Genomic DNA, 22,435 nt, shown 5'->3' on the forward strand with positions numbered 1-22,435 from the left:
TTAATGGGGGAACAGAACGATGGAGTCACTTATAAATTCATACACTAAAAACATAGAATTATCAGGGATTAGACAGTTTTTTAATCGTGTCCAAGCATATCCTGACGCTGTTCAGTTAACATTAGGTCAGCCGGATTTTCCTACGCCAACTCATATTAAAGAGGCTGCTAAGCTCGCGGTGGATAACAATATGACAACCTATACTCCGAATGCGGGCTTATTAGAACTTAGAAGTTGCGCGGTTGATTTTGTTAAAAATAAATATGAATTGGACTATAATCCTGAGAACGAAGTAATCGTAACTGTGGGAGCTTCACAAGGTATTGATATTACAATGAGAACGATCTTAGAGCCTGGAGACGAAGTTTTGATTCCTGCCCCTGTTTATCCGGCCTATGAAAATATCATTCGCCTCTGTGGGGCAATACCTGTATTTATTGATACAACGGAATCCGACTTTATTGTTACTGTCTCCCAGTTAAAGGCTCAGCTAACAGAAAAAACAAAAGCTGTTATGTTACCTTATCCTTCAAATCCAACTGGAGCAGTGTTAACAGAGGAAGATCTTACATCTCTAGCAAAGTTTCTATCTACGCAAGAAATCTTTACAATTACTGATGAAATTTATTCAGAATTGAATTATACAACAAGGCACCAGTCTATTGCTACATATCCTGGTATGAGAGCGAAGACAATTGTGATCAATGGTTTAAGTAAATCACACTCGATGACCGGGTGGCGAATTGGATTTGTGTTTGCTCCAAAAGAAATTACCCAGCATTTACTTAAAGTTCACCAATATAATGTCAGTTGTGCGAGTTCGATTTCACAATATGCAGCGCTAGAAGCACTTAAGAACGGTAAAGATGATGCTATATCGATGAAAGAAGTGTACAAAAAGAGAAGAGATTTTGTTTTAGCAAGATTAAAAGAAATTGGGATTCCAACGGTTATTCCAAATGGCGCTTTTTACGTACTCCCATCGATTAGGGAATCTGGACTTTCTTCTTTCGATTTTTCAGTAAAACTGTTAGAAGAGCAGGAGTTAGCGGTTGTACCGGGTGATGCCTTTTCTCCTATAGGTGAAGGGTATATTCGGCTATCCTACGCATATCATATGGATGAATTAAAAGAAGCACTCCAAAGATTAGAACGTTTTTGGAAAGGAATTGTATGAAGTTATCAAGACTACTCTAATTAAATTATGAGTAGTCTTTAGCGATGCTTTAAAGTATTTAAGAGGGCTAAACTCTGTTAAATAATTTTAACTATAAAAAGGTGATTTAGATTTTAATTAGGAGGGAAAAGATAAAAGACAGAAAAAAACGATTTTTTAGCTGATTTTCAAAGAAAATCTTTGAGGAATGTACAGTATAGTGATAAAATAATTGTGGAAACGCTTTACGATGTTAAAATAGTGTAAAGTTAATTAGTAGTATGTATGTATTTATTCAGCAATGGAGGTAGCGGAAAATGGCAAATCAATCGATTCGATTGAATGAAGGCTGGTCCCAGTTTTTTGGTCCTAACTTGGGATACATGCTCGAACAATATGATGATTATCATGAGGACGCTGAGTTAGTCGAAGAAGAATTAAAGCAGTTTTTTGATAAATGGGGGCCTTATAAAGAAGAGGACGCATCTACAAAAGCAGAGCAGACTGAAGCAAAAAGTGACTATAATGGAAATGTATCTGCTGCTATGAAAGCAATGACGTTGGTAGAATCCATTCGCAGAAATGGACATCTTATGTCGGACATTTCTCCAATTAACTTAGAAGAAAAACCTGAGATATTCAATTTTGAAGACTATGGTATTTCCGAAGAACAACTAAAGCAAATTCCTCCCGATTTATTATCACCGTTTAATTCCATTTCATTTAAGGATGGTTTAGAAGCAATTAAGTATTTAAAGAGTGTATATACAAAGAAACTAGCTTTTGAATTTACTCAAGTACATGATTTAGAAGAAAGAAGATGGCTGTTTCAAATGGTTGAGTCTGGAGATTACCTGCCAGAGGTGACCGATGAAAAAAGAAAACAATTACTTAATCGTTTAAATCAAGTAGAAGGCTTTGAACACTACCTTCACAAAACGTTTAAAGGCCAAAAAAGATTTTCTATTGAAGGCTTGGACAATATGGTTCCAATGCTCGATGAAGCTGTCAGAGAATCTGTAGAAGACGGCACAGAAAAAATATTAGTAGGAATGGCTCACCGCGGACGTCTAAATGTGCTTGCCCACGTCTTAGGGAAACCTTATGAACTAATTTTTTCTGAGTTCGTTGATGCCCCGAACAAGGAGTTAGTACCTTCAGAAGGATCTTTAGGGATTAACTATGGTTGGACAGGTGACGTTAAATATCACCTAGGAGCCAATTTCAGAATTCCAAAAAGCCAATCAAACGCAACGATAACATTAGCAAATAACCCAAGTCACTTGGAGTTTGTTGACCCCGTTGTAGAAGGATTAACGAGAGCTGCTCAAGATGATCGATCAGAACCGGGAGTTCCAAAACATAATAAGAAGAAGGCATTACCAATTTTAATTCACGGAGATGCTGCATTTCCTGGTCAGGGTATTGTCGCAGAAACTTTAAACATAAGTCAATTAAATGGCTATTCTACAGGCGGAACGATCCATGTTATCGCCAATAATATGATTGGTTTCACAACAGTAAGTGGAGATTCAAGGTCAACAAAATACGCCAGTGATCTGGCTAAAGGCTATGAAATTCCTGTTATTCACGTGAATGCTGATGATCCTGAAGCCTGTATTGCTGCGATGCATTTATCTTACTTATACCGAAAAACGTTCCATAAAGATATAGTGATCGATTTAATTGGTTATCGCAGATACGGTCACAACGAAATGGATGAGCCGTTAGCTACTCAACCAAAACTTTATAAATTAATCAAAGAGCATGATACTGCTTTTGAAATATACGGTAAAAAATTAGTAGCTGATAAAATCATTGAAGAAGAAAAATATAACTCCATGCGCGATGAATTTAACGCTAAGATGGATGATCTATATGAAAAAATTAAAAACAACAAACGTGAAACTATCGACGAGACGATGATTCCTCCTTCCTATGTCAGTGATACGCTTGAAGGAATTATAACGAAAGTACCGTTGACTTCTTTACGACTATTAAATCAAGAATTATTAGAATTCCCTAAAGAATTCAATGTCTTTCCAAAGTTAAGAAAAATTCTGGAGCGGAGATTAGAAGCACTTGAGGATGAAGGAAAAGTAGACTGGGCACTTGCGGAAACGCTAGCCTTAGGTACAATCCTGTCTGATGGTATTCCGATAAGAATGACTGGTCAAGACACGGAGAGAGGTACATTCTCTCACCGACATTTGGTATTACACGATTATGATTCTGAAAATATTTATTCACCACTTCATATTATTCCTTCCGCTAAGGCATCTTTTGCTATCCATAACAGCCCTTTGTCTGAAGGAGCCTGTGTAGGATTTGAATACGGTTATAATGTCCAAGCCCCAGAAACACTAACGATCTGGGAGGCACAATATGGTGACTTCTCAAATGGAGCCCAAGTTCTTTTTGACCAATTTATCTCAAGTGGACGAGCAAAGTGGGGGCAAAAGTCGGGACTAGTGTTACTTTTACCACACGGGTATGAAGGACAAGGACCGGAACACTCCAGTGGACGTATGGAAAGATTCCTTACCTTGGCAGCCGAAAACAATTGGCATGTAGTTAATTTAACGAAAGCAAGTCAGTATTTTCATTTACTTCGTCGCCAAGCAAGTTTACTTAAGGAAAATGAAATCAGACCATTAGTATTAATGGCACCAAAAAGTTTATTACGAAATGAAAGAGTAGCTTCGAATCCTCTCGAACTAAGTGAAGGGAAATTTGAGCCTATTTTGCCAAATGAAAGATTAGGAAAGAATAAAGATAAAGTCGAACGAATTCTGTTCTGTTCTGGAAAAGTAGCAGTGGATCTTGAAGAAGTCATCGATGAAAAAGAAAAAGAACTTGATTGGCTTCATGTGGTTAGAGTAGAAGAACTGTATCCGTTCCCTATAAAGAAAATTGAAGAATTGTTAAAAGAATATCCGAATCTTGTTCAATTCGTATGGTTGCAGGAAGAACCACAAAACATGGGATCTTGGCATTATGTTTTCCCTTATTTAAAGAAGCTTACACCAACGACAAATACTCCTGTGCACTTTATCGGTCGTAAACGCAGATCAAGTACTGCAGAGGGAGATCCGAAAGTTCATAAAAAAGATCAAGCTCGAATCTTAAGAGAAGCGACAACGAAGAATCTAGAAGGGGGATATAAATAAAATGCTAGAAATCAAAGTTCCAGAATTAGCGGAATCTGTCACAGAAGGAACCGTAGCCGAGTGGTTAAAAAGTCCAGGAGACTACGTTGAAAAAGGCGAGGATATCGTTGAACTAGAAACAGACAAAGTGAATGTTGAAATTGCAGCGGAAGAGGCTGGCGTTTTAAAAGAAACACTTTTTGAACCTGGTGATACTGTCAAGGTCGGAGATGTCATCGCAAGAGTAGACGAATCCGGTAAATCTAGTGGTTCTCAACAAGAGTCTGAAGCTAAGACCGAAGCTTCTAAAGAAGAGAAGAAAGCAGAGGAGAAATTGGAAAGTAAACCAGAACCATCAACTCCTGCTTCTAATTCTGAAGAGTCAACGAATGGAGATCGTCCACTTGCTTCTCCTTCAGCTAGAAAGTACGCAAGAGAAAAAGGAATCAGCTTGAGTGAAATTAGTCCTCGCGATCCCTTAGGCAGAATTCGTAAGGATGACGTTGATGAGCACCAACAAAAGCAGCAAAGTGCAAAAACTAGTGCTCCGGCACCAAGTGCTCCTTCGGCTGAAAAGAAAGATGACCCAGCTAAGCCAGTGGAACGTTTGAAAATGTCACGTCGTCGCAAAACAATTGCTAAGCGTTTAGTGGAGGCACAACAAACTGCTGCTATGCTTACAACATTTAACGAAGTTGATATGACAAACCTGATGGAACTTCGTAAAAGACGTAAAGACAAATTCTTAGAATCTAACGGTGTAAAATTAGGATTTATGTCTTTTTTCACAAAAGCTGTTATTGGTGCTTTGAAGAAATACCCTTACGTAAATGCTGAAATCGATGGTGACGACCTTCTATTGAAAAAATACTATGACATTGGTATGGCAGTCTCTACTGAAGAAGGTTTAGTTGTTCCAGTTGTAAGAGATGCAGATCGCTTGGATTTCGCAGGTATTGAAAAGGAAGTCGGTCGATTGGCTGAAAAGGCGAATGCAAAGAAATTAGCAATTGCTGATCTTACAGGTGGTTCTTTTACAATCACTAATGGTGGTGTCTTTGGTTCCCTATGGTCTACTCCAATTTTAAATGCACCTCAAGCAGGTATTTTAGGAATGCACACGATAAAAATGCGTCCAGTTGCCGTTGAAGACAATAAAATTGAAAACCGTCCAATGATGTATCTTGCATTGTCTTATGATCATCGTGTCATTGATGGTAAAGATGCAGTTGGCTTCCTAGTTAAAGTAAAAGAATTGATTGAAGATCCAGAAACTTTATTATTAGAAGGTTAATTAAGATTGAAGAGAAGGTGCCCCTGAGATATTCAGGGGCACCTTTTTTGGGTATATAATTTACGACTAGTAGTTTTTAATGTGTCTATTCCGAAAAAAATATAGCAGTAGGAATTTGAGGTGAAGAAGGTTGAATAAAAGAGTAACAATCGTGGGATCTGGTTTTGGAGGTTTAACTGCGGGAGCCCTTCTACAGAAACAAGGCTATAACGTAACTGTCTTGGAAGCTGCAGTGGAGTGGGGTGGCTGTTCTGGTAAATTTCAGCGAAAGGATTTTACTTTTCCAGTAGGCGCTACATTAGCAATGGGATTTGAGAAGAATGGCTTACATAAACAGATTAATGATTACCTTGGATTTAAAACAGAGTCCTATCCTCTTGAGAAGGTGATGGATGTCCGAATTGGCGAAAGAATTATACCGTATCATACTGATCGTGATTTATTTTTAAAAGTGTGGGAGAAAGAGGAACAAAAACAAATACAATCGATCCGGAAATTTTTTCAAGAAGTATGGAGTATCGGTCAAATATTGCGAAGACATATGTTACAGTATCCTGTTTTTCCACCTAAATCACGGCAAGAAACTTTCTCCATACTCAGGGGCGTTAAGCCAAATTATATTCGTCTTCTTCCATACATAGGGAGATCCCTTTCATTCTTAGTAAAAAAATATAATCTGGAAAATTGTAAAACTTTTATTCACTTCAATAACGGGGTCCTTATGGATAGTATGCAAACAACGTATGAAGATTGCGAAATTCTAATGGGAGCAACCGCATTGGATATTTATCACCATGGAGCATTTTATGTTGATGGGGGGCTATTTAAAGTTGCTGAGGAGTTAGTTAACTCGATAAAAAGTAATGGTGGGAAGACGCTGAAACCACGGCGGGTAACTAATGTGAACAAAAGAGATTCTATTTGGGTCGTCACAGATCATCGAGGTAATATCTTTGAGAGTGAACACGTCATTATGAATGTTCCTTTAGCAAATCTAAACGAGTTATTGACTAAAGAAACTTACGAAAAAATTAAGCCTGGTTTGAAAACGAAAGAAACTTCCCTGAAGCAATGGGGAGCGTTCACAATGTACTTAGCTATTGACGAGGATATCGTTCCAAATAATTTCAATTTGTTTCATCAAGTAATGATCGCCCCAAATAAATTACCGTCCAGTGATAATCATTTTTTTATGTCTATGTCAAAAAAAGATGATGAGTTTAGAGCCCCAAAAGGCTATCGAACGATTACTATTTCTACACATATTAACATCGAAGAATGGCAATCAATAGAAAACTATGAAAAGATGTCCGAACTTATAAAGAAAAAGGTACTGACTAAGCTTGAAAGCATGATACCGGGTATTAATGAGGAGAAGATATATACAATAACGGGCGGTCCGGTTGCTTGGGAACGATTCGTCCTCAGAAAAGAGGGAGGGGTTGGAGGTTTCCCACAGACGAGACAACATGCCATATGGAACGCTGTTCATCATCGAACAAATGAAAAAGGTTTGTGGCTGTGCGGAGATAATATTTTCCCGGGAGCCGGCAGTATCGGAGCTTCTAGTTCAGGTGTCCATGTAGCAAGATCTATATCAGGTAAACGGATATTGTAATCAATTAAGGATAGACGTGTTCAATTTAAGGTAGACACAATCAATTAAGGGAGGCATCCGATCAATTCAGAAAGGCGCAATCAAATGAGAGAAGAACGCATTCAATTCAAAGGCTGACGCCATCAATTGAGGAGAAGACGTGATCAATTCAGAAAGACGCATTCAAATGAGAGGTGAACGTGATCAATTCAGAGAGACGTAATCAATTGAGGGAAGAACGCATTCAATTCAAAGGTGGACGCAATCAATTGAGGGGAAGACGTGATCAATTCAAAAAGACTCATTCAAATGAGAGAAGAACGCATTCAATTCGAAGGCTGACACAATCAATTAAGGGGGGCATCCGATCAATTCAGGAAGACGCAATCAAATGAGAGAAGAACGCATTCAATTCAAAGGCTGACGCAATCAATTGAGGAGAAGACGTGATCAATTCAGAAAGGCGCATTCAAATGAGAGATGAACGTGTTCACTTCAAAGAAGAACGTATTCAATTGTGGAGAAAATAGTTACAATCCAGGCCAGGAAGGTTTTTACTTGAGCCACTGAGTTATCTTTTGAATAAGATTTTTATCAAACTAAGTTCTAGATTTTTATATTAAGTTAATTTCTGTGTTAGACTGATAGAAAATATAAAGAATTTGAGAGGCATTTTAAAATGACAAAGGCTATATTATTTGATTTGGATGGAACATTATTACCAATGGATACAAATATGTTCGTAGAAAATTATGTAAAAGAATTAGCACCAAAAGTAGCACATATTATCAGTCCTGATGAATTCGTAAAGGCTTTATTCGCAGGTACAGAAGCGATGATGAGAAATTTAGACCCTGAAAAAACAAATGAAAAAGTGTTTGAAGAAACTTTTTTAGAATTAACAACATTAACCCGAGAGGAAATTTGGCCAACTTTAAATGATTTTTACGAGAATACATTTCCTAGCTTTTCTCATATGTGTGCGCCGACACCGCTTGCCAGGATTGTTGTGGAAGAAGCGATTAATCAAGGTTATCGGGTAGCAGTTGCTACAAATCCAGTATTCCCTAAAGCGGCAATTTACCACCGGCTCAAATGGGCTAACATAGATGACCTTCCATTTGATCTAGTGACTGTATATGAACAAAGTTCTTTTACAAAGCCACATCCTCAGTATTACCAAGCGATATGTGATCAAATTGGTTTTGATCCAAAAGAATGTATTATGATTGGCAATGACAAGCAAGAAGATATGGCGGCCTCACAAACTGGTATGAAGACTTATTTGGTAGAAGGCTGTGTGATTGATCGGGGAGAACCTGTTTTTCCTATAGATGATTCGGGATCGCTAGAAGATTTGTATGAAAGCATAAAGAATAATGAAGGTATGTTCCAAAAGTAATTTCATTATATCCAAAAGTGCAACTAGAAGGAGTTTGAATTTCAAAAATAATTATTCAAAAAAGGCATTGAAGTGATTTAGCTTCAATGCTTTTTTTGCTTTGAAACTACCTTTACTTAAGCTTTCCTGGAAACCTTTTCTTTAATTAACGCTGCTTTGTTACTCATTTTCTTAGCTAGTAAACTATGCGCTAACATGCCTAATATGATAATAAATAAGCCGATAATAGCAAGACCACTTGGTAATGGTGTTGAAAGAAGAAGTACTTCCCCGAAAACTACAAAAAATATTTGCGCAGACTGAGTTGCTTCTACTGCTGCTAATTTCCCTTGATCTTTTCGGACTCCATCGGTTGCCATAAAAAATAACGTTGTAGCAATAACACCAGAGCTAATTGCTACGATAAATGTTTGAGAAACTTGTGAAGTGGATGGAGGCCCCACATTAATCATTCCATATACACTTAAAAGTATCCAAAAAGGCAGTGATGCGATTGTCATCCCCAGTACTCGTTGAAAAGTATCAAGTCTACCACCACAAAGTTCCATCATTTTACGATTGCCTAAAGGATAGGCAAAAGCTGCTAATACTACGGGTGCCACCCCTGCTAAAAGCATGGTCGTGGTAATAGAGGTTGCATGTTGCCATTGTATTAAAACAACGCCAACTAAAATGATCGAAGAAATAGACATAGCCTTGAATGGGATCTTATACCTTACTTTTATGTAGCCATCTGCAGTCTTTATTTGTTCATAAAATAAAGGAACGAGCAAAGTTCCAGTAACAATCGTTAGTTGCCATGTTCCAGACACAAGCCACCCAGGTCCAAAAGCAGCTGCATAAGTGATTGGCGCGTAGAACAGTACAAATGCAAAAAAACTCCAGAAAATCCATTTGAAGATATTTTGTCTCATTTCAGTAATTAATTGTTTCAAGTTTTTTCGAAAGAGTACAATAATGAGTAAAAATGGAACCATGAAGAAAAAACGAAGTGACGAACTCCATATCCAACTGCCGCCTGTAAGTTCCATCGATCGATTCAAGATAAACGTTACTGCAAAAAACATTGATGCTAAAACTCCGAGAAGGATTTGCTTCATAATACTCACACTCCACAACCATAGTAAAAAAAGTCTGATTTATTAACACAGTAAACAGTATACTACTTTACAGTCACTAATGGTGAATTACTCTACGGTTATAGAAGAAATTTTTCACGTATTAATGTCTTGTCAGTTGCATGTGTTATAAAGGGCTTGATTCGAAGAAGAACTGAAAATACTAATTTTTTTACCGGTGCTCTCAATAACGCGAACTACTTTTATCTGCATATCGTGTTTAAGGATAGATATTATAAGGAATACTTACTATATATTTATTGAAGAAGGAGTTGTTTTGGAAATGACGCAACAGGAATTAAAAAATAAAGTTTTAGATATATTTAAAGAGAACAAAATTGGAACGCTTGCATCAGTTAAAAATAATCGTCCTCATTCAAGGTACATGACGTTTTACAATGAAGAATTTACGCTTTATACACCTACACACAAAAATACTCATAAGGCTGAGGAAATAAAAGAGAATCCTTATGTGCATATTCTACTAGGTTATGAAGGTGAGGGATTAGGGGATAAGTTTATTGAAGTTGAAGGGAAAGCAACAATCTCTAATTCGAATAAACTAAAAGAAGAACTATGGAAAGAAGACTTTGAAAATTGGTTTGATGGAAAAGATGACCCAAATTATATTGTTTTAGAAATCGAACCTTCGATGATTAGATTAATGAATGATGGCAAGGAACCACAAACGATTACATTTTAAAAATATCAAAAAGTATGTCATGAGGAGATTGATATTCCTTATGGCATACTTTTTTAAAGAGAATTTATAAAATTGGCAGCTATCTTTACGCCACAAGTATCAAGGGAAACCCACGTCCTTTCGAGTAGCACCTACACACACTTAGTAGGTGCTACTCGGGGGTGGCTAAAGATCACGCTGCATTTAATAAAAGATGCTTTGCATTTTTCTTATAATCTAGTAATAAGCAAGAAATGAAAAACTCAGTATTACTAATTCATTTAGTGTACTGAGTTTTTTAGTGATGAAATAGAACTTTACAGAATGAACAGATAGAAAACTAGACACACTAACAGTGACTGATTTGACGGTGCATGAAAATTGAAATAGGAGCGTGAACGAATGAAAGCTGTAACTTATCAAGGACCAAATCATGTGGAAGTAAAAAATGTCCCTGATGCAGTAATAGAAGATAGAGAGGATATTATTGTTAAAATTACATCAACAGCTATTTGTGGATCTGATCTTCATCTATATCAAGGAAATATGCCGTTACCGAAAGGATATATCATTGGACATGAGCCGATGGGGATTGTTGAAGAGGTGGGACCTGGCGTAACAAAGCTGAAAAAAGGCGACAGAGTGATTGTTCCTTTTAATGTTGCGTGTGGTCATTGTGTGTATTGTGAGAAGGACTTAACAAGTCAATGTGACAACTCAAACCCTCACTATGATTCAGGAGGGTATTTTGGATATACAGAAAAGTTTGGCGATCATCCGGGTGGTCAGGCAGAATATTTAAAGGTGCCTTTTGGCAATTTTATTCCGTTTTTGGTTCCTGAGTCATGTGAACTAGAAGATGAATCACTCTTGTTTTTATCAGATGTCATACCCACTGCTTACTGGAGTGTGGAACATGCTGGTGTTAAAAAAGGAGACACGGTTATTGTTCTTGGTTGTGGACCAATAGGATTAATGACACAAAAATTTGCGTGGATGAAAGGAGCGAAACGAGTTATCGGAGTCGATTATATTGATTATCGATTGAGTCATGCAAAGAAAATGAATAAAGTGGAGGTTTACGATTTTACGAAAGATCCAGATATGGGTGAGACGCTAAAAGAAATCACAAACGGTGGGGCTGACGTGGTGATTGATTGTGTTGGAATGGATGGCAAAAAGTCCCCATTGGAGTTAGTGGAGCAGAAATTAAAGCTGCAAGGAGGAACGCTCGGACCGATCCAAATTGCTACGAAGGCAGTGAGAAAAGCCGGAACCGTCCAAATATCTGGTGTATATGGCAGTAACTATAATAATTTTCCTTTGGGGCCATTTTTTGCAAGAAATATAACTCTAAAAATGGGTCAGGCACCAATAATACCTTATATTCCCATGCTGTACGATAAAATAACAAACGAAGAATTTGATCCGAAAGAAATTATTACACATAAAGTTCCGTTAGATCAAGCTGGCAATGCTTATAAAATATTTAATGAGCATGAAGACAATTGCATCAAAGTGATTATTAAACCGTAGTTTAACAATTCTGGCTTCTTGATATGAAAATAGTAGTAGACACCTTTAATTAAAAAGGTGTCTTTTTTGCAAGACCAGAATTCATAAAATTATTGAATTTTTTGAGATTGTTATTTTCTATCGACCAGAGAGACTCGAATCCGCTCTAAGTTGCTGCTTTAAGCGGGACCTTGGCTATTCAAATCGAACTTTTATTTCCACTAAATCTTGTATCGAACCATCTCTTGCACTTCTTGTAAATACTTGCAGTGTACCTTCTTCAGAGGTTGGTTCAGTGTCAAATGTTACACTTTCTCTGAATCGCCCATAGTTTGGTCCTGCATATTCGGCAGTTGTAAAGGTTTCTTCGATAACTTCCGTATTGTTAGCATCGACTAGACGGTATAGTACATTCGCTTCAAAGGCTCTTGCAAATCCTTCAATTATAGAATTGTCACGAACGATACTTCCTGGAAAAGGTTGAACAACTACGATGTTTTGTGAAGACGGTATTGGAATAAGTACTTTAATCCCCTCATAAATAAGGTCTTGGGAAATGGCAGGCCGAGAACTGTTTGCTAACAAAATTTCTTCGATCGGTACACCAGTAACTTGTGAAATAGAATTCAACGTATCATTTAACTCGACATCGTATGCGAATACAGGCACCCTTAATTGTTGATTCGGAAAAATGATATTAGGATTTTGTACGGTTGGGTTTATTCCAGCTAGAAGCTCCCAATGAGTGGAGAATCGTTGTGCAAGTAATATTAAGTTATCACCTGGCTGTGCCACGTAAAAGGTTTCAGTTGGATCAACTAATTGTCTAGGGATGACTAACACTTGCCCTGTATAAATAACAAAAGGATCTGTAAAAGGTGGATAAAGACCGTTCGCTTGACTGATAGCATCGACATCACTTTCATATCTCACGGCAAGACTGTAAACAGTATCTCCTGGCTGAACAGTATGAATGATATGTGTACCATATTGAATCGCCATGTTCATCACTCCCTTTACTTCATTATTAATAACTATGATGTAACTTTTTGTCCATATGCTAGTTAAAATTCAGCTTAATTTATCAAAAGAATTTCCTATTTATGTTAAAATGATATTATTATTAATTATTCAATTAATTTAAAGATGGTTAACTCAGGAGGATAGTGAATGTCAAAGGAAACAGTGATTACTTTGAATGATGTTAGCGTTAGAAGAGGCGAAAAACTTCTTTTAAAAAATATTTCATGGAATGTACATAAAGGACAAAATTGGGCGATCTTAGGATTAAATGGCGCTGGAAAAACAACCCTTTTAAAAATCATTACTTGCTATATGTGGCCAACTCTAGGTTCCGTTGATGTGTTAGGGTATCGTTATGGAAAAGTAAATGTTCATGAACTAAGAAAGTCAATTGGGTGGGTTAGTAATTCTTTGGATCAGCAACTGCAGTCCCATCAAAATGATACAGCGCTTGAAATCGTACTTAGTGGGAAATATGCTTCTGTAGGTTTGTATGATTCTATTACTGAGGATGATAACCATCAAGCAATGGAACTTTTAAAGAAATTTGACATTCAACATATAACAAATGAACCTCTCCGTGTTTTTTCCCAGGGAGAACGGAAAAAAGTATTGCTTGCGAGAGCTTGGATGTCAGAATTAAAATTGTTAATTTTAGATGAACCTTGCGCGGGATTGGATATTTACTCAAGGGAAGAGTTCCTGAACACATTGGAAAAGATGACAAAAGAAGAAAATGCACCAACTATTGTTTTCGTAACTCATCATATCGAAGAAATAATCCCTTCGATAACTGATTTACTGTTTATCCATTCAGGGGAAGTGGTAGATTCAGGAACGAAAGAACAAGTTTTAACGGAAGAGAACTTAGAGCAGACATTCCGGGTTCCTTTGAATCTTCATTGGCATAATGAACGACCTTGGATTAGTGTGAAAGCAAAACTTTTATAAAAATTTCAAGGAGTTGAGATGAATTGGGTAAATATTCTATTGACGAGTTTATTAATCAAACAAAACAAGATGCAGGGGAAAATAACTTTTTTGAATTAGAAACACCACGTATTTTAGAAGTGAATTTAACAGATTTAGTATGGGCGAAATTAGGGTCAATGGTTTCCTATAGTGGAGATATAAAATTTGAACGCGAAAAATTATTGGAACACGGGGCTGGGCGTATGGTTAAAAAAGCATTTACCGGGGAAGCAAGTTCCTTAATGAAAGCACAAGGTCGAGGTCAATTGTATTTAGCAGATGCAGGAAAAAGAATCACTATTCTTGAACTGGACAATGATGTCATCGCGGTTAATGGGAATGATCTTCTTGCATTCGAACCTAGTATTGAGTGGGATATTAAATTGATGAGAAAAATAGCAGGCATGATGTCGGGAGGTTTATTTTACGCGACTCTTCAGGGCAAGGGGCTTGTGGCAATTACGTCACATTTTGAACCGTTGACATTGCCGGTTCGTCCTGGTCTTCCTGTGATGACTGATCCTAGTATGACAGTGGCTTGGTCCGGGCACTTACAACCTGAGATACGAACCGATATGAATTACAGAACGTTATTAGGAAGAGGAAGCGGAGAGTCTTTCCAAATGGAGTTCTCTGGTGAAGGATTTGTCATCGTTCAATCTGCACAAGACTCTTAATACACTTTATTAAAATTAAATGATAAAGGAGATAGTGCAATATGAAAAAGTTTTCAGAGAGAATTAGAAAGAAAGCAGATCCAATTTGGCAGGATAACTTTAATCATCCATTCATCAAGGGACTTGCTGATGGTACGCTTCCAATTGAATCTTTTAAATATTATGTTCTTCAAGATTCTTATTATTTATCTCATTTTGCAAGGATTCAATGCGCAGGAGGAGCTAAAGCAGAAGATTTCTATACGACCAGCCGAATGGCTATTCATGCGCAAGGCTCGTATGAAGCAGAAATGGCCCTGCACGAAAAGTTTTCTAAGATGTTGAATATAACTACTGAAGAGTTTGAAAACTTTATTCCTGCCCCTTCAGCGTATGCCTATACTTCACATCTCTATCGTGTGGCGTACAATGGGAATCTTGGTGAGATTATTTCTGCACTGCTTCCATGTTATTGGGTGTATTTGGAGATAGGAGATTTATTACAAGGTGCTACTCCAGAAGAGGAAGTGTATCAAGAATGGATCGCTGCTTATGGAGGAGACTGGTTCAGGGACTTGGTAAATGAACAAATCGACCGGTTGGATGAAATTGCCGAAACAGTTACGGAAAAAGACCGCAAAAAAATGGAAGAGCATTTTCTTATTAGCAGTCATTATGAGTATGCTTTTTGGGATATGGCATATAATCGAGAAGATTGGACCAGATGATTAATTTAGGATATAAAAAATGATAGAGCAATTTAGTAAAGAGATGGAGGATCGACTCATTCTCTAAATAGGGCCCTGAAAAAGTAAAGATTACTTTTTTCAGGGCCCTGTTTTTTAAAATGATGGTGACGAAAGCTCACACTGTATTTAACAAAAGGCGCTAAGGGTTTTTCTTAGCTTATGAGTTCTCTATTAAGTTGTTCAGGTCAATATCTTGTTCATTTTCGGGGTCATCAAGATGATACACTCTTGCTGTTTCCTGTGAATCATTGACATGTTGGATATATACTCGTGACCCGTTGAATGTAACATTTGCCATAATAGATGATTCAGAAATCTCTATTGCTCGTTGCGTATTCATTCATGCACTCCTCCTTAGCATAGTTGATGCAGTCTGTTAAAACAGGATTTCTATTTATTTTTTGCTTAATTAGGGGGAATTATTCCGAACAGGTGAAGGTTCTCCTCGATCCCATTACTAACTTTGATTTAAAAAGTTTTTTTAGGAAAAAATAAAGTTTAACTGATCTTTAAGGAGGTATGTAGATGATTTCAAAGGCAGATGTACAAAAAGCACGTGAAAAAATAAAAGATATGATACATGAAACCCCGCTGGATTTTTCTTATACTTTTAGTGAAATGGCCAACAATTCCGTTTACTTAAAGCTAGAAAATTTACAAAAAACAGGTTCCTTTAAGGTAAGAGGTGCCTATAATAAGTTGCTGTCTATGACCGAGAATGAGCGTGAAAAAGGGGTCATTGCTGCTTCCGCAGGAAATCATGCTCAGGGCGTTGCTTATGCTAGTCGATTAATGAAAATTCCTTGCACAATAGTCATGCCTGAAGGGGCACCTTTAAGTAAAGTTCAAGCAACAAGAGGTTATGGCGCGAAGGTTGAATTAATTGGCGAGAGTTTCAATGATGCTCTTGATTATGCACAAGTACTTCAACAAAAAACAGGTGTCTCTTTTATACATGCTTTTGACGACGATGCCATTATTGCCGGGCAAGGAACGGTAGGATTAGAAATATTGGAGCAATTGCCGGATGTAGAAGCCGTCATTTGTCCGATTGGCGGAGGAGGATTAATTGCAGGAATAGCAACTGCCATAAAAGAAAAGAAACCCGAAGTTAAGATATATGGTATTCAAGCATGTGCCTGTCCGAGTGCGCAAAAGTCTGTAGATGAGCAAAAACCAACCATGATCGAGGCATCGCCAACAATGGCTGATGGTATCGCTGTAAAGAAACCTGGCGAAAGAAATTTTGCAACAATCCAAAAATATGTGGACGACATATATTGTGTTGAAGAAACGGAGATTGCAAGAACAATGCTTACATTATTAGAAAGAAGTAAGCTTCTCGTAGAGGGCTCTGGTGCGTGTGCACTAGCTGCTTTAAGTTATCATAAGATTCCTATCAAGGAAAAAAAGGTCGTTGTATTGGTTAGTGGTGGAAATGTTGATATATCATTTATGTCTAAAATCATCGAGTACGGATTATTAGAAGGCGGTCGATATTTTTCTTTCCATACTCTAATTAAGGATCAGCCTGGAAACCTTCAAAGAGTATTAAAACTCCTAGCTGATTTGGAGGCGAATGTTTTGAACATTAATCAACAACGAGTAGGTGTGAAAGTTTTTCCTGGTCAAACTCTTCTGCAACTTTCGCTTGAGACAAAAGACCATACTCATATCGAGACGGTGATCGCAACACTAGAGGAACATGGTTACAAAATAACTGTGGTAGGCTAAGTATAAATGGTTACTTCTAAAGGCCAAGTGATTAAATTACTTGGTCTTTAAACTTGGTTTATTCGCTAAATACCGAAGTGGAATTACATATAAAAGGTTTGAATGGACACGTAATTTTATCTGGTGGAGAGTTATCGGTTTAAATGATGGGCATCAAGATTTATAATAGGAAAGAGTGAACTATTGTTAAAGGCGAGATGGCCGGGAGGTACAAGAGTATGGATTCAAAAAACCAAAACGATCAGAGTACTCCAGAGGAAGAACGAAAAAAAGAAGACGAAAGAGTTTTCTTTGATGGAGAACATTATTATACAAAAGAAGAATTTTTTAATCCAGATGATGAAGAGGAAGATCCTAAGCCTAAGAAAAACAAAAAAGGTTTTAAAATAGTAATTGCTTCAGTACTGACACTTGCTTTATTTAGTAATGTGTTTGCAATATGGCCAAAGCTGATAAATCTTCCAGCACTTGAATTTTTAGCAACTTCTCAGGAATTATCTCAAAATGAAGACGTACAAACATATACGGATTCGGTAGTAGTAGTAAGAGGTGGAAATAGCAAAGGAACTGGGTTTTTATTCACGGATGAAGGGCATATTATGACTAATCAACATGTCATTGAAGATGAACCTTTTGTAACAGTCTCGTTTCAGAATGGAGACGGATATCATGCCGAGGTTATAGAAAGTGATGAAGAACTCGATATTGCCATTTTGAAAGTCGAAGAAGTGGAACTAGATCGGCATGTATTAGAATTCGAAGATGCGTGGGATATAGACGAACCTGTTTACGTAATCGGTAATCCATTATTTTTTAATTATATTGCAAATGAAGGTCAATTGCTTGGCGAGACAACCACACAAAATAGAGAAGATCCCGTGCTGATGCTAGATGCACCGGTATATAGAGGTAGTAGCGGTAGTCCTGTCATAAATGAACAAGGAAATGTCGTTGGTGTTATTTTTGCAACGACTCAAGTTGATCATGAGGGTAACGAACAGAAGGTGGGTCTTGCAGTCCCAGTTGAGGATTTTATCGAAGATTTGTCAGTCGGAGAAAATTAAATTTTATGGATTAACGTTTAAGACTTGAATAAATCGTTGAATCTTGAGATAATGGCTGATGGCTTGATATAGATAATAATATAATGATGAAAAGATAACGAACATTAATATAAAGTTTTGAAAGTAGGGTTAATTATGAAGAAAGCATCCATTTATGGCTTAACATTTGAACAGCTTACGGATTGGCTGACAGAACGTGGTCAGAAAAAATTCCGTGCGCAACAAGTGTGGGACTGGTTATATAGAAAACGAGTGAAAGCTTTTTCTGACATGGTAAATATAAAAAAAGATTGTGTATTATTATTGGAAGAGAATTTTGTAATCCAAACATTGGAGTTGCACTCCAAGCAGGAATCCAAGGATGGTACGATGAAATTCCTATTCAAACTAGATGACGGAAATCTAATCGAAACAGTATTAATGAGATTTGATTATGGTTCTTCTGTTTGTGTTACTACACAAGTTGGTTGTAATATTGGCTGTAGTTTTTGTGCCAGCGGTCTTTTATCAAAAAGCAGAGACTTGACAAGTGGTGAGATTGTAGAGCAAGTGATGAATGTCCAGCACAATATGGATAGTGTCGGTAAAGAAGAAAGAGTCAGTCATATTGTTGTCATGGGTATTGGTGAACCATTTGATAACTTTGTGAACTTAATGGACTTTATTAGTGTTGTAAACAGTGATCGCGGACTTGGAATTGGTGCTAGACATATCACGGTGTCTACAAGTGGTATAGTCAAGAAAATTTATGAATTTGCAGATGCAGGCATCCAGGTTAATCTTGCTGTCTCATTACATGCTCCTAACAATGAACTCCGTACGAAAATTATGAAAGTGAACCGCGGACAACCAATTGAGAAAGTAATGGAAGCCGTGGATTACTACTTGGAAAAAACAAACAGAAGAATTACATTTGAATATATTTTGTTAGATGGAGTTAATGACAGTGCAGAAACAGCGCATGAACTAGTTGAATTAATCAAGGACAAGAAGCGACTTAGTTATGTGAATTTGATACCTTACAATCCTGTTGACGAGTATATTCAATATAAACAAAGTAAAAAAGGTTCTATTTTAACGTTTTATGACATTCTTATGAAGAATGGTATTCAATGTGGGGTTCGCCATGAACAAGGCTCTGATATTGATGCGGCCTGTGGCCAGTTAAGAAGTAAGCAGATGAAAAAAGACAGAGAAAAAGCAAAAGTATAAATTAAGAAAAACGCGTAGCGTCTTTTGTTTATTACATCGTTATCTTTCGCCACCCCGAGTAGCACCTACGAAGTGCGTGTAGGTGCTACTCGAAAGGAGGGTGTTTTTCCCTTGACACGCGTTGCGTAAAGATAGCTGTCAACTATAAATTCTTAACTTTAAAAAAGGAACTTGGAGATTTTTCTCCAAGTTCCTTTTTTATGTTTTATTTTTGATCTGAAATAGGACTAACACTTTTTCCCTCTAAAGGTGGATATGTCTTTCTAATAAAGACTGCTAAAATTAACCCTACAAAGGTAACAGAGGTGAGTACTACAAAAGCCATGTTTACCCCGAAGATTTCCGGGTATGAGATACCGGGTTGTTCAGCGGCATACTCTCCTGCAGTTGTCATTACTGTTACAAGAATAGCAGTTCCTACCGATGCTGCAATTTGTCGCATCGTATTTGTCATCGCTGTTCCGTGTGCAAGCAAACTTTGAGGTAATTCATTTAATCCAGCCGTAGTTACCGGCATCATAACCATAGATAACCCAAACATACGAATCGCATACATTACTGTTAAATACTGCAAGGAAGTTGATTCATCGAGAAAACACAGACCTAACGAAGCCCCTGTAACAATAACCATACCAACTACTGCAAGTACTCTTCCTCCAACTTTATCGAAAATTCTACCTGTAATTGGCGACATGATACCTGTTAAGACAGCACCTGGAAGAAGAACAAGACCAGCTTCAAAGGCAGTGAAATCTAAAATGTCCTGCATATATAGAGGAATAAGCGTTTCTGAACCAATAAGACCCATAAATGCAATTGAGGCCACAACTGTACCAATAGTGAATGTTCTGTATTTAAAGATGCGAAATTCCAGCATGGGATGCGCCATACGTAGCTGACGAAGAATAAAGAATACTAGTGAAAGAACCCCTATAATTAACACAATTAAGGTGATTGGACTAGTAAAGCCTACATTTCCTGCGCTTGTAAAAGCGTATAACAATCCACCAAAACCAAAGGAAGATAAGATGATGGATATTGGATCCACTTTAGGATTTTTCAGTTCGGTTACATTTTTCAAAATAAAGTGAGATACAATGATAATCCCAATGGCTAATGGCAAAATGATTAAAAACAATAGTCTCCATGAATAGTTAGAAGTAATCCATCCAGATAATGCTGGTCCAATTGCTGGGGCAAACGAAATGACTAAACCGATATAACCCATAGCTGCACCACGTTTGTTTACTGGGAATATCATTAGGAAAACTGTTTGCATTAACGGAAGCATAACCCCCGTACCAGTTGATTGAATAATTCTACCGAATAGTAATACTTCAAAGTTAGGAGCTAGACCTGCAACAATGGTTCCTAAGGTAAAAATACTCATTGCAGTGATGAATAATTGTCTTGTCGTAAATTTTTCAATTAGAAAGGCACTGATCGGGATCATAATTCCGTTAACAAGCATAAACACAGTCGTTAACCACTGAGCCGTATTGGCTGTAATATTCATTTCTACCATAATTGGCGGAATGGCAGTGATCATTAGTGTTTGATTTAGAATAGTAATAAAAGAGCCGATGAGGAGCAGTGCTGCTATTAGTGTCTTATTATTTACTTCGGTATTCAAGATGAGTCCTCCTGTTTTACATGGATAATATTTAGTGTGACTAAGTATTTTATAGATCTAAGAAACTATTATACGCTTAGTATTGCTAGTAAACAAATAAAATTAATAAATAAAGCGTACTTTAACATAACTTATTAGATTGTCCTAGTTAAGAAAGCAACTGCATGGAAATATTATTATATTAAAATAGTCATATTTAATGACTAAAAACATGTTTTTTTCCATTGTTTTTACTTCTTATATACGATACTTTTACCTTATAGACATTAAAGAGCTTCTAAATTAGCAGTTTGTTATTCCTGAACCTGGTAGAGAGAGAGAAAAAGGGAGGGTGTAGCGATGCCTAAAATTAAAATGAATCAGGCTCTTGCCTATGCTTGTGTCGTTATTGGAGCCTCGTGTTGGGGCATCGTTGGTTTATTTGTGCAGCAGCTGTACGCGAGTGGTTTTACACCTTGGCAAGTAGTGACAATAAGGTTAACAATTTCAAGTTTGATTTTATTTCCAGTATTATTTATTTTGTTTAGACAATATTTAAAGATCGATTGGAAGGATATTCCTTACTTTTTTATTTTAGGTGTTTTTAGTATTGCACTGTTCAATTGGTGTTATTTTGCAGTGATGGAGCGTTCATCAGTAGCAATTGCTGTTGTGTTTGTTTATACGTCACCAGTTTTTGCAGCATTGATAGCACGGATATTGTACAGAGAGAAACTGACATTGCAAAAAAATCTAGCCATTATATTCACCGTTGCTGGTTGTGCCTTAGCCATTGAATTTATTCCTATTGGAGGAATTACAGTTACATTAAGCACGGTTTTACTAGGTTTATTAGCAGGCTTATTTTGTTCTTCTTATAGTATAATCGGAAAACATGTCAGTAGGGCTTATCATCCTGTTACGATTACGTTTTACGCGATGATCTGTGGAAGTGTGTTTATGATACCGACGAGTCAAATATGGAAAAAGACGGAAATGTTACTAACGACTGAGATATGGATGCCGATTATGGGGATTTCGATTATTTCTACAATCCTTGCTTATGTGTTATTTACTCTGGGTCTGTCTTATGTAGAATCTAGTAAAGCAGCAATACTTTCTTCCGCTGAGTTAATTATTTCGGTTTTAGTGAGCATTTACATCTTAAATGAAAGTTTAACTTTTTGGCAAGGATTTGGATTTATATTTGTGGTTGCCTCAGTCGTACTAACTATCTTTTCATTCAAAAAAAGAGCGAGTCAAATTCATTCTATGAAAACGAGTAATAAATCGCTTGAATAAAAAAGAGTACTGGATAAATTATTTATTCAGTATTTTTTATATATATTAAAAAATTAGGTGTTTAGAGATTGCTTTTTTCTATCGAAAAAAAGGTGCTCGAAACCGCACCCTCCTTTCGAGTAGCACCTACACGTAATACGTAGGTGCTACTAGGGGGGCGAAAGATCACGCTGTATTTAATAAAAGACTAAATAATTT

At 37.0% G+C, this 22,435-nt stretch carries 18 protein-coding genes; 14 read left to right on the forward strand and 4 right to left on the reverse strand.

Annotated elements, in window-relative coordinates; translation table 11 throughout:
- The first annotated feature begins 19 nt into the window (after positions 1–19).
- The 5 genes from CEF18_RS04140 to CEF18_RS04160 all read left to right on the forward strand — a co-directional run bounded on the left by CEF18_RS04140 (position 20) and on the right by CEF18_RS04160 (position 8,598).
- Positions 20–1,177: an aminotransferase A gene (locus CEF18_RS04140; protein ID WP_110935333.1), complete on the forward strand. Its 1,158-nt coding sequence runs from the start codon at positions 20–22 to the stop codon at positions 1,175–1,177.
- A gap of 296 nt (positions 1,178–1,473) precedes the next feature.
- Entirely contained in the window at positions 1,474–4,326 is a 2,853-nt protein-coding gene (locus tag CEF18_RS04145) for a 2-oxoglutarate dehydrogenase E1 component (protein ID WP_110935334.1), read from the forward strand.
- Between the two features lies 1 nt (position 4,327).
- Entirely contained in the window at positions 4,328–5,599 is a 1,272-nt protein-coding gene (odhB, locus tag CEF18_RS04150; RefSeq protein ID WP_110935335.1) for a 2-oxoglutarate dehydrogenase complex dihydrolipoyllysine-residue succinyltransferase, read from the forward strand.
- A gap of 130 nt (positions 5,600–5,729) precedes the next feature.
- A complete protein-coding gene (locus tag CEF18_RS04155; RefSeq protein WP_110935336.1) occupies positions 5,730–7,217 on the forward strand; it encodes a phytoene desaturase family protein in 1,488 nt (495 codons plus the stop codon).
- 658 nt (positions 7,218–7,875) lie between these two features.
- Positions 7,876–8,598: an HAD family hydrolase gene (locus CEF18_RS04160; RefSeq protein WP_110935337.1), complete on the forward strand. Its 723-nt coding sequence runs from the start codon at positions 7,876–7,878 to the stop codon at positions 8,596–8,598.
- A 116-nt stretch (positions 8,599–8,714) separates the two neighbouring features.
- Here CEF18_RS04160 and CEF18_RS04165 read toward each other — a convergent pair whose 3' ends face one another.
- A complete protein-coding gene (locus CEF18_RS04165) occupies positions 8,715–9,698 on the reverse strand; it encodes a DMT family transporter (protein ID WP_110935338.1) in 984 nt (327 codons plus the stop codon).
- A 301-nt stretch (positions 9,699–9,999) separates the two neighbouring features.
- Between CEF18_RS04165 and CEF18_RS04170 the strand changes: the two genes are divergently transcribed.
- Together CEF18_RS04170 and CEF18_RS04175 are read left to right on the forward strand one after the other, a co-directional pair.
- Positions 10,000–10,419, forward strand: coding sequence for a pyridoxamine 5'-phosphate oxidase family protein (locus tag CEF18_RS04170; RefSeq protein WP_110935339.1), 420 nt, complete (start codon positions 10,000–10,002; stop codon positions 10,417–10,419).
- Positions 10,420–10,800: 381 nt separating this feature from the next.
- The gene (locus CEF18_RS04175) at positions 10,801–11,934 is read left to right on the forward strand and encodes a zinc-dependent alcohol dehydrogenase (protein WP_110935340.1); all 1,134 of its coding nucleotides are present in this window, start codon (positions 10,801–10,803) and stop codon (positions 11,932–11,934) included.
- Positions 11,935–12,108: 174 nt separating this feature from the next.
- Here CEF18_RS04175 and CEF18_RS04180 read toward each other — a convergent pair whose 3' ends face one another.
- Complete coding sequence (locus CEF18_RS04180) at positions 12,109–12,915, reverse strand: LysM peptidoglycan-binding domain-containing protein (protein ID WP_183041028.1); 807 nt, start codon at positions 12,913–12,915, stop codon at positions 12,109–12,111.
- 168 nt (positions 12,916–13,083) lie between these two features.
- Here CEF18_RS04180 and CEF18_RS04185 point away from each other — a divergent pair, with 168 nt between their 5' ends.
- From CEF18_RS04185 to tenA, 3 genes are read left to right on the forward strand one after another with little or no spacing between them, the layout of a single operon-like run.
- The gene (locus tag CEF18_RS04185; RefSeq protein ID WP_110935342.1) at positions 13,084–13,887 is read left to right on the forward strand and encodes an ABC transporter ATP-binding protein; all 804 of its coding nucleotides are present in this window, start codon (positions 13,084–13,086) and stop codon (positions 13,885–13,887) included.
- 23 nt (positions 13,888–13,910) lie between these two features.
- Positions 13,911–14,585 carry an AIM24 family protein gene (locus CEF18_RS04190; RefSeq protein WP_110935343.1) on the forward strand — a complete coding sequence of 225 codons (675 nt, stop codon included), beginning with the start codon at positions 13,911–13,913 and terminating at the stop codon, positions 14,583–14,585.
- 41 nt (positions 14,586–14,626) lie between these two features.
- A complete protein-coding gene (gene tenA, locus CEF18_RS04195; protein WP_110935344.1) occupies positions 14,627–15,292 on the forward strand; it encodes a thiaminase II in 666 nt (221 codons plus the stop codon).
- 178 nt (positions 15,293–15,470) lie between these two features.
- Here tenA and CEF18_RS04200 read toward each other — a convergent pair whose 3' ends face one another.
- On the reverse strand, positions 15,471–15,653 hold the full coding sequence (locus CEF18_RS04200; protein WP_110935345.1) for an H-type small acid-soluble spore protein: 183 nt from the start codon (positions 15,651–15,653) through the stop codon (positions 15,471–15,473).
- Positions 15,654–15,838: 185 nt separating this feature from the next.
- Here CEF18_RS04200 and ilvA point away from each other — a divergent pair, with 185 nt between their 5' ends.
- The 3 genes from ilvA (at position 15,839) to rlmN (ending at position 19,323) form a co-directional block, all read left to right on the forward strand.
- A complete protein-coding gene (gene ilvA, locus CEF18_RS04205; protein WP_110935346.1) occupies positions 15,839–17,047 on the forward strand; it encodes a threonine ammonia-lyase in 1,209 nt (402 codons plus the stop codon).
- Between the two features lie 218 nt (positions 17,048–17,265).
- On the forward strand, positions 17,266–18,111 hold the full coding sequence (locus CEF18_RS04210; protein WP_183041027.1) for a S1C family serine protease: 846 nt from the start codon (positions 17,266–17,268) through the stop codon (positions 18,109–18,111).
- A 135-nt stretch (positions 18,112–18,246) separates the two neighbouring features.
- Complete coding sequence (rlmN, locus tag CEF18_RS04215) at positions 18,247–19,323, forward strand: dual-specificity RNA methyltransferase RlmN (protein WP_110935348.1); 1,077 nt, start codon at positions 18,247–18,249, stop codon at positions 19,321–19,323.
- A 205-nt stretch (positions 19,324–19,528) separates the two neighbouring features.
- Here the strand turns inward: rlmN and CEF18_RS04220 are convergent, their stop codons facing one another.
- Positions 19,529–20,956, reverse strand: a complete 1,428-nt coding sequence (locus tag CEF18_RS04220) for an MDR family MFS transporter (protein WP_110935349.1) — start codon at positions 20,954–20,956, stop codon at positions 19,529–19,531.
- A 339-nt stretch (positions 20,957–21,295) separates the two neighbouring features.
- On the opposite strand from CEF18_RS04220, the gene CEF18_RS04225 reads away from it, so the two are divergent.
- A complete protein-coding gene (locus CEF18_RS04225) occupies positions 21,296–22,237 on the forward strand; it encodes a DMT family transporter (RefSeq protein WP_110935350.1) in 942 nt (313 codons plus the stop codon).
- Positions 22,238–22,435 lie beyond the last annotated feature (198 nt).

The organism is Salipaludibacillus neizhouensis, from assembly GCF_002886185.1.
In the GTDB taxonomy this organism is placed as follows: Bacteria; Bacillota; Bacilli; order Bacillales; family Salisediminibacteriaceae; genus Salipaludibacillus; species Salipaludibacillus neizhouensis.

What these genes read in the sequence shown, in the direction of transcription:
- rlmN (WP_110935348.1), top strand. Translation starts at nt 18,247, where the DNA reads ATGAAGAAAGCATCCATTTATGGCTTAACATTTGAACAGCTTACGGAT.
- tenA (WP_110935344.1), top strand. Translation starts at nt 14,627, where the DNA reads ATGAAAAAGTTTTCAGAGAGAATTAGAAAGAAAGCAGATCCAATTTGG.
- odhB (WP_110935335.1), top strand. Translation starts at nt 4,328, where the DNA reads ATGCTAGAAATCAAAGTTCCAGAATTAGCGGAATCTGTCACAGAAGGA.
- CEF18_RS04145 (WP_110935334.1), top strand. Translation starts at nt 1,474, where the DNA reads ATGGCAAATCAATCGATTCGATTGAATGAAGGCTGGTCCCAGTTTTTT.
- CEF18_RS04185 (WP_110935342.1), top strand. Translation starts at nt 13,084, where the DNA reads ATGTCAAAGGAAACAGTGATTACTTTGAATGATGTTAGCGTTAGAAGA.
- CEF18_RS04160 (WP_110935337.1), top strand. Translation starts at nt 7,876, where the DNA reads ATGACAAAGGCTATATTATTTGATTTGGATGGAACATTATTACCAATG.
- CEF18_RS04180 (WP_183041028.1), bottom strand. Translation starts at nt 12,915, where the DNA reads ATGGCGATTCAATATGGTACACATATCATTCATACTGTTCAGCCAGGA.
- CEF18_RS04140 (WP_110935333.1), top strand. Translation starts at nt 20, where the DNA reads ATGGAGTCACTTATAAATTCATACACTAAAAACATAGAATTATCAGGG.
- CEF18_RS04175 (WP_110935340.1), top strand. Translation starts at nt 10,801, where the DNA reads ATGAAAGCTGTAACTTATCAAGGACCAAATCATGTGGAAGTAAAAAAT.
- CEF18_RS04200 (WP_110935345.1), bottom strand. Translation starts at nt 15,653, where the DNA reads ATGAATACGCAACGAGCAATAGAGATTTCTGAATCATCTATTATGGCA.
- ilvA (WP_110935346.1), top strand. Translation starts at nt 15,839, where the DNA reads ATGATTTCAAAGGCAGATGTACAAAAAGCACGTGAAAAAATAAAAGAT.
- CEF18_RS04210 (WP_183041027.1), top strand. Translation starts at nt 17,266, where the DNA reads ATGGATTCAAAAAACCAAAACGATCAGAGTACTCCAGAGGAAGAACGA.
- CEF18_RS04225 (WP_110935350.1), top strand. Translation starts at nt 21,296, where the DNA reads ATGCCTAAAATTAAAATGAATCAGGCTCTTGCCTATGCTTGTGTCGTT.
- CEF18_RS04165 (WP_110935338.1), bottom strand. Translation starts at nt 9,698, where the DNA reads ATGAAGCAAATCCTTCTCGGAGTTTTAGCATCAATGTTTTTTGCAGTA.
- CEF18_RS04170 (WP_110935339.1), top strand. Translation starts at nt 10,000, where the DNA reads ATGACGCAACAGGAATTAAAAAATAAAGTTTTAGATATATTTAAAGAG.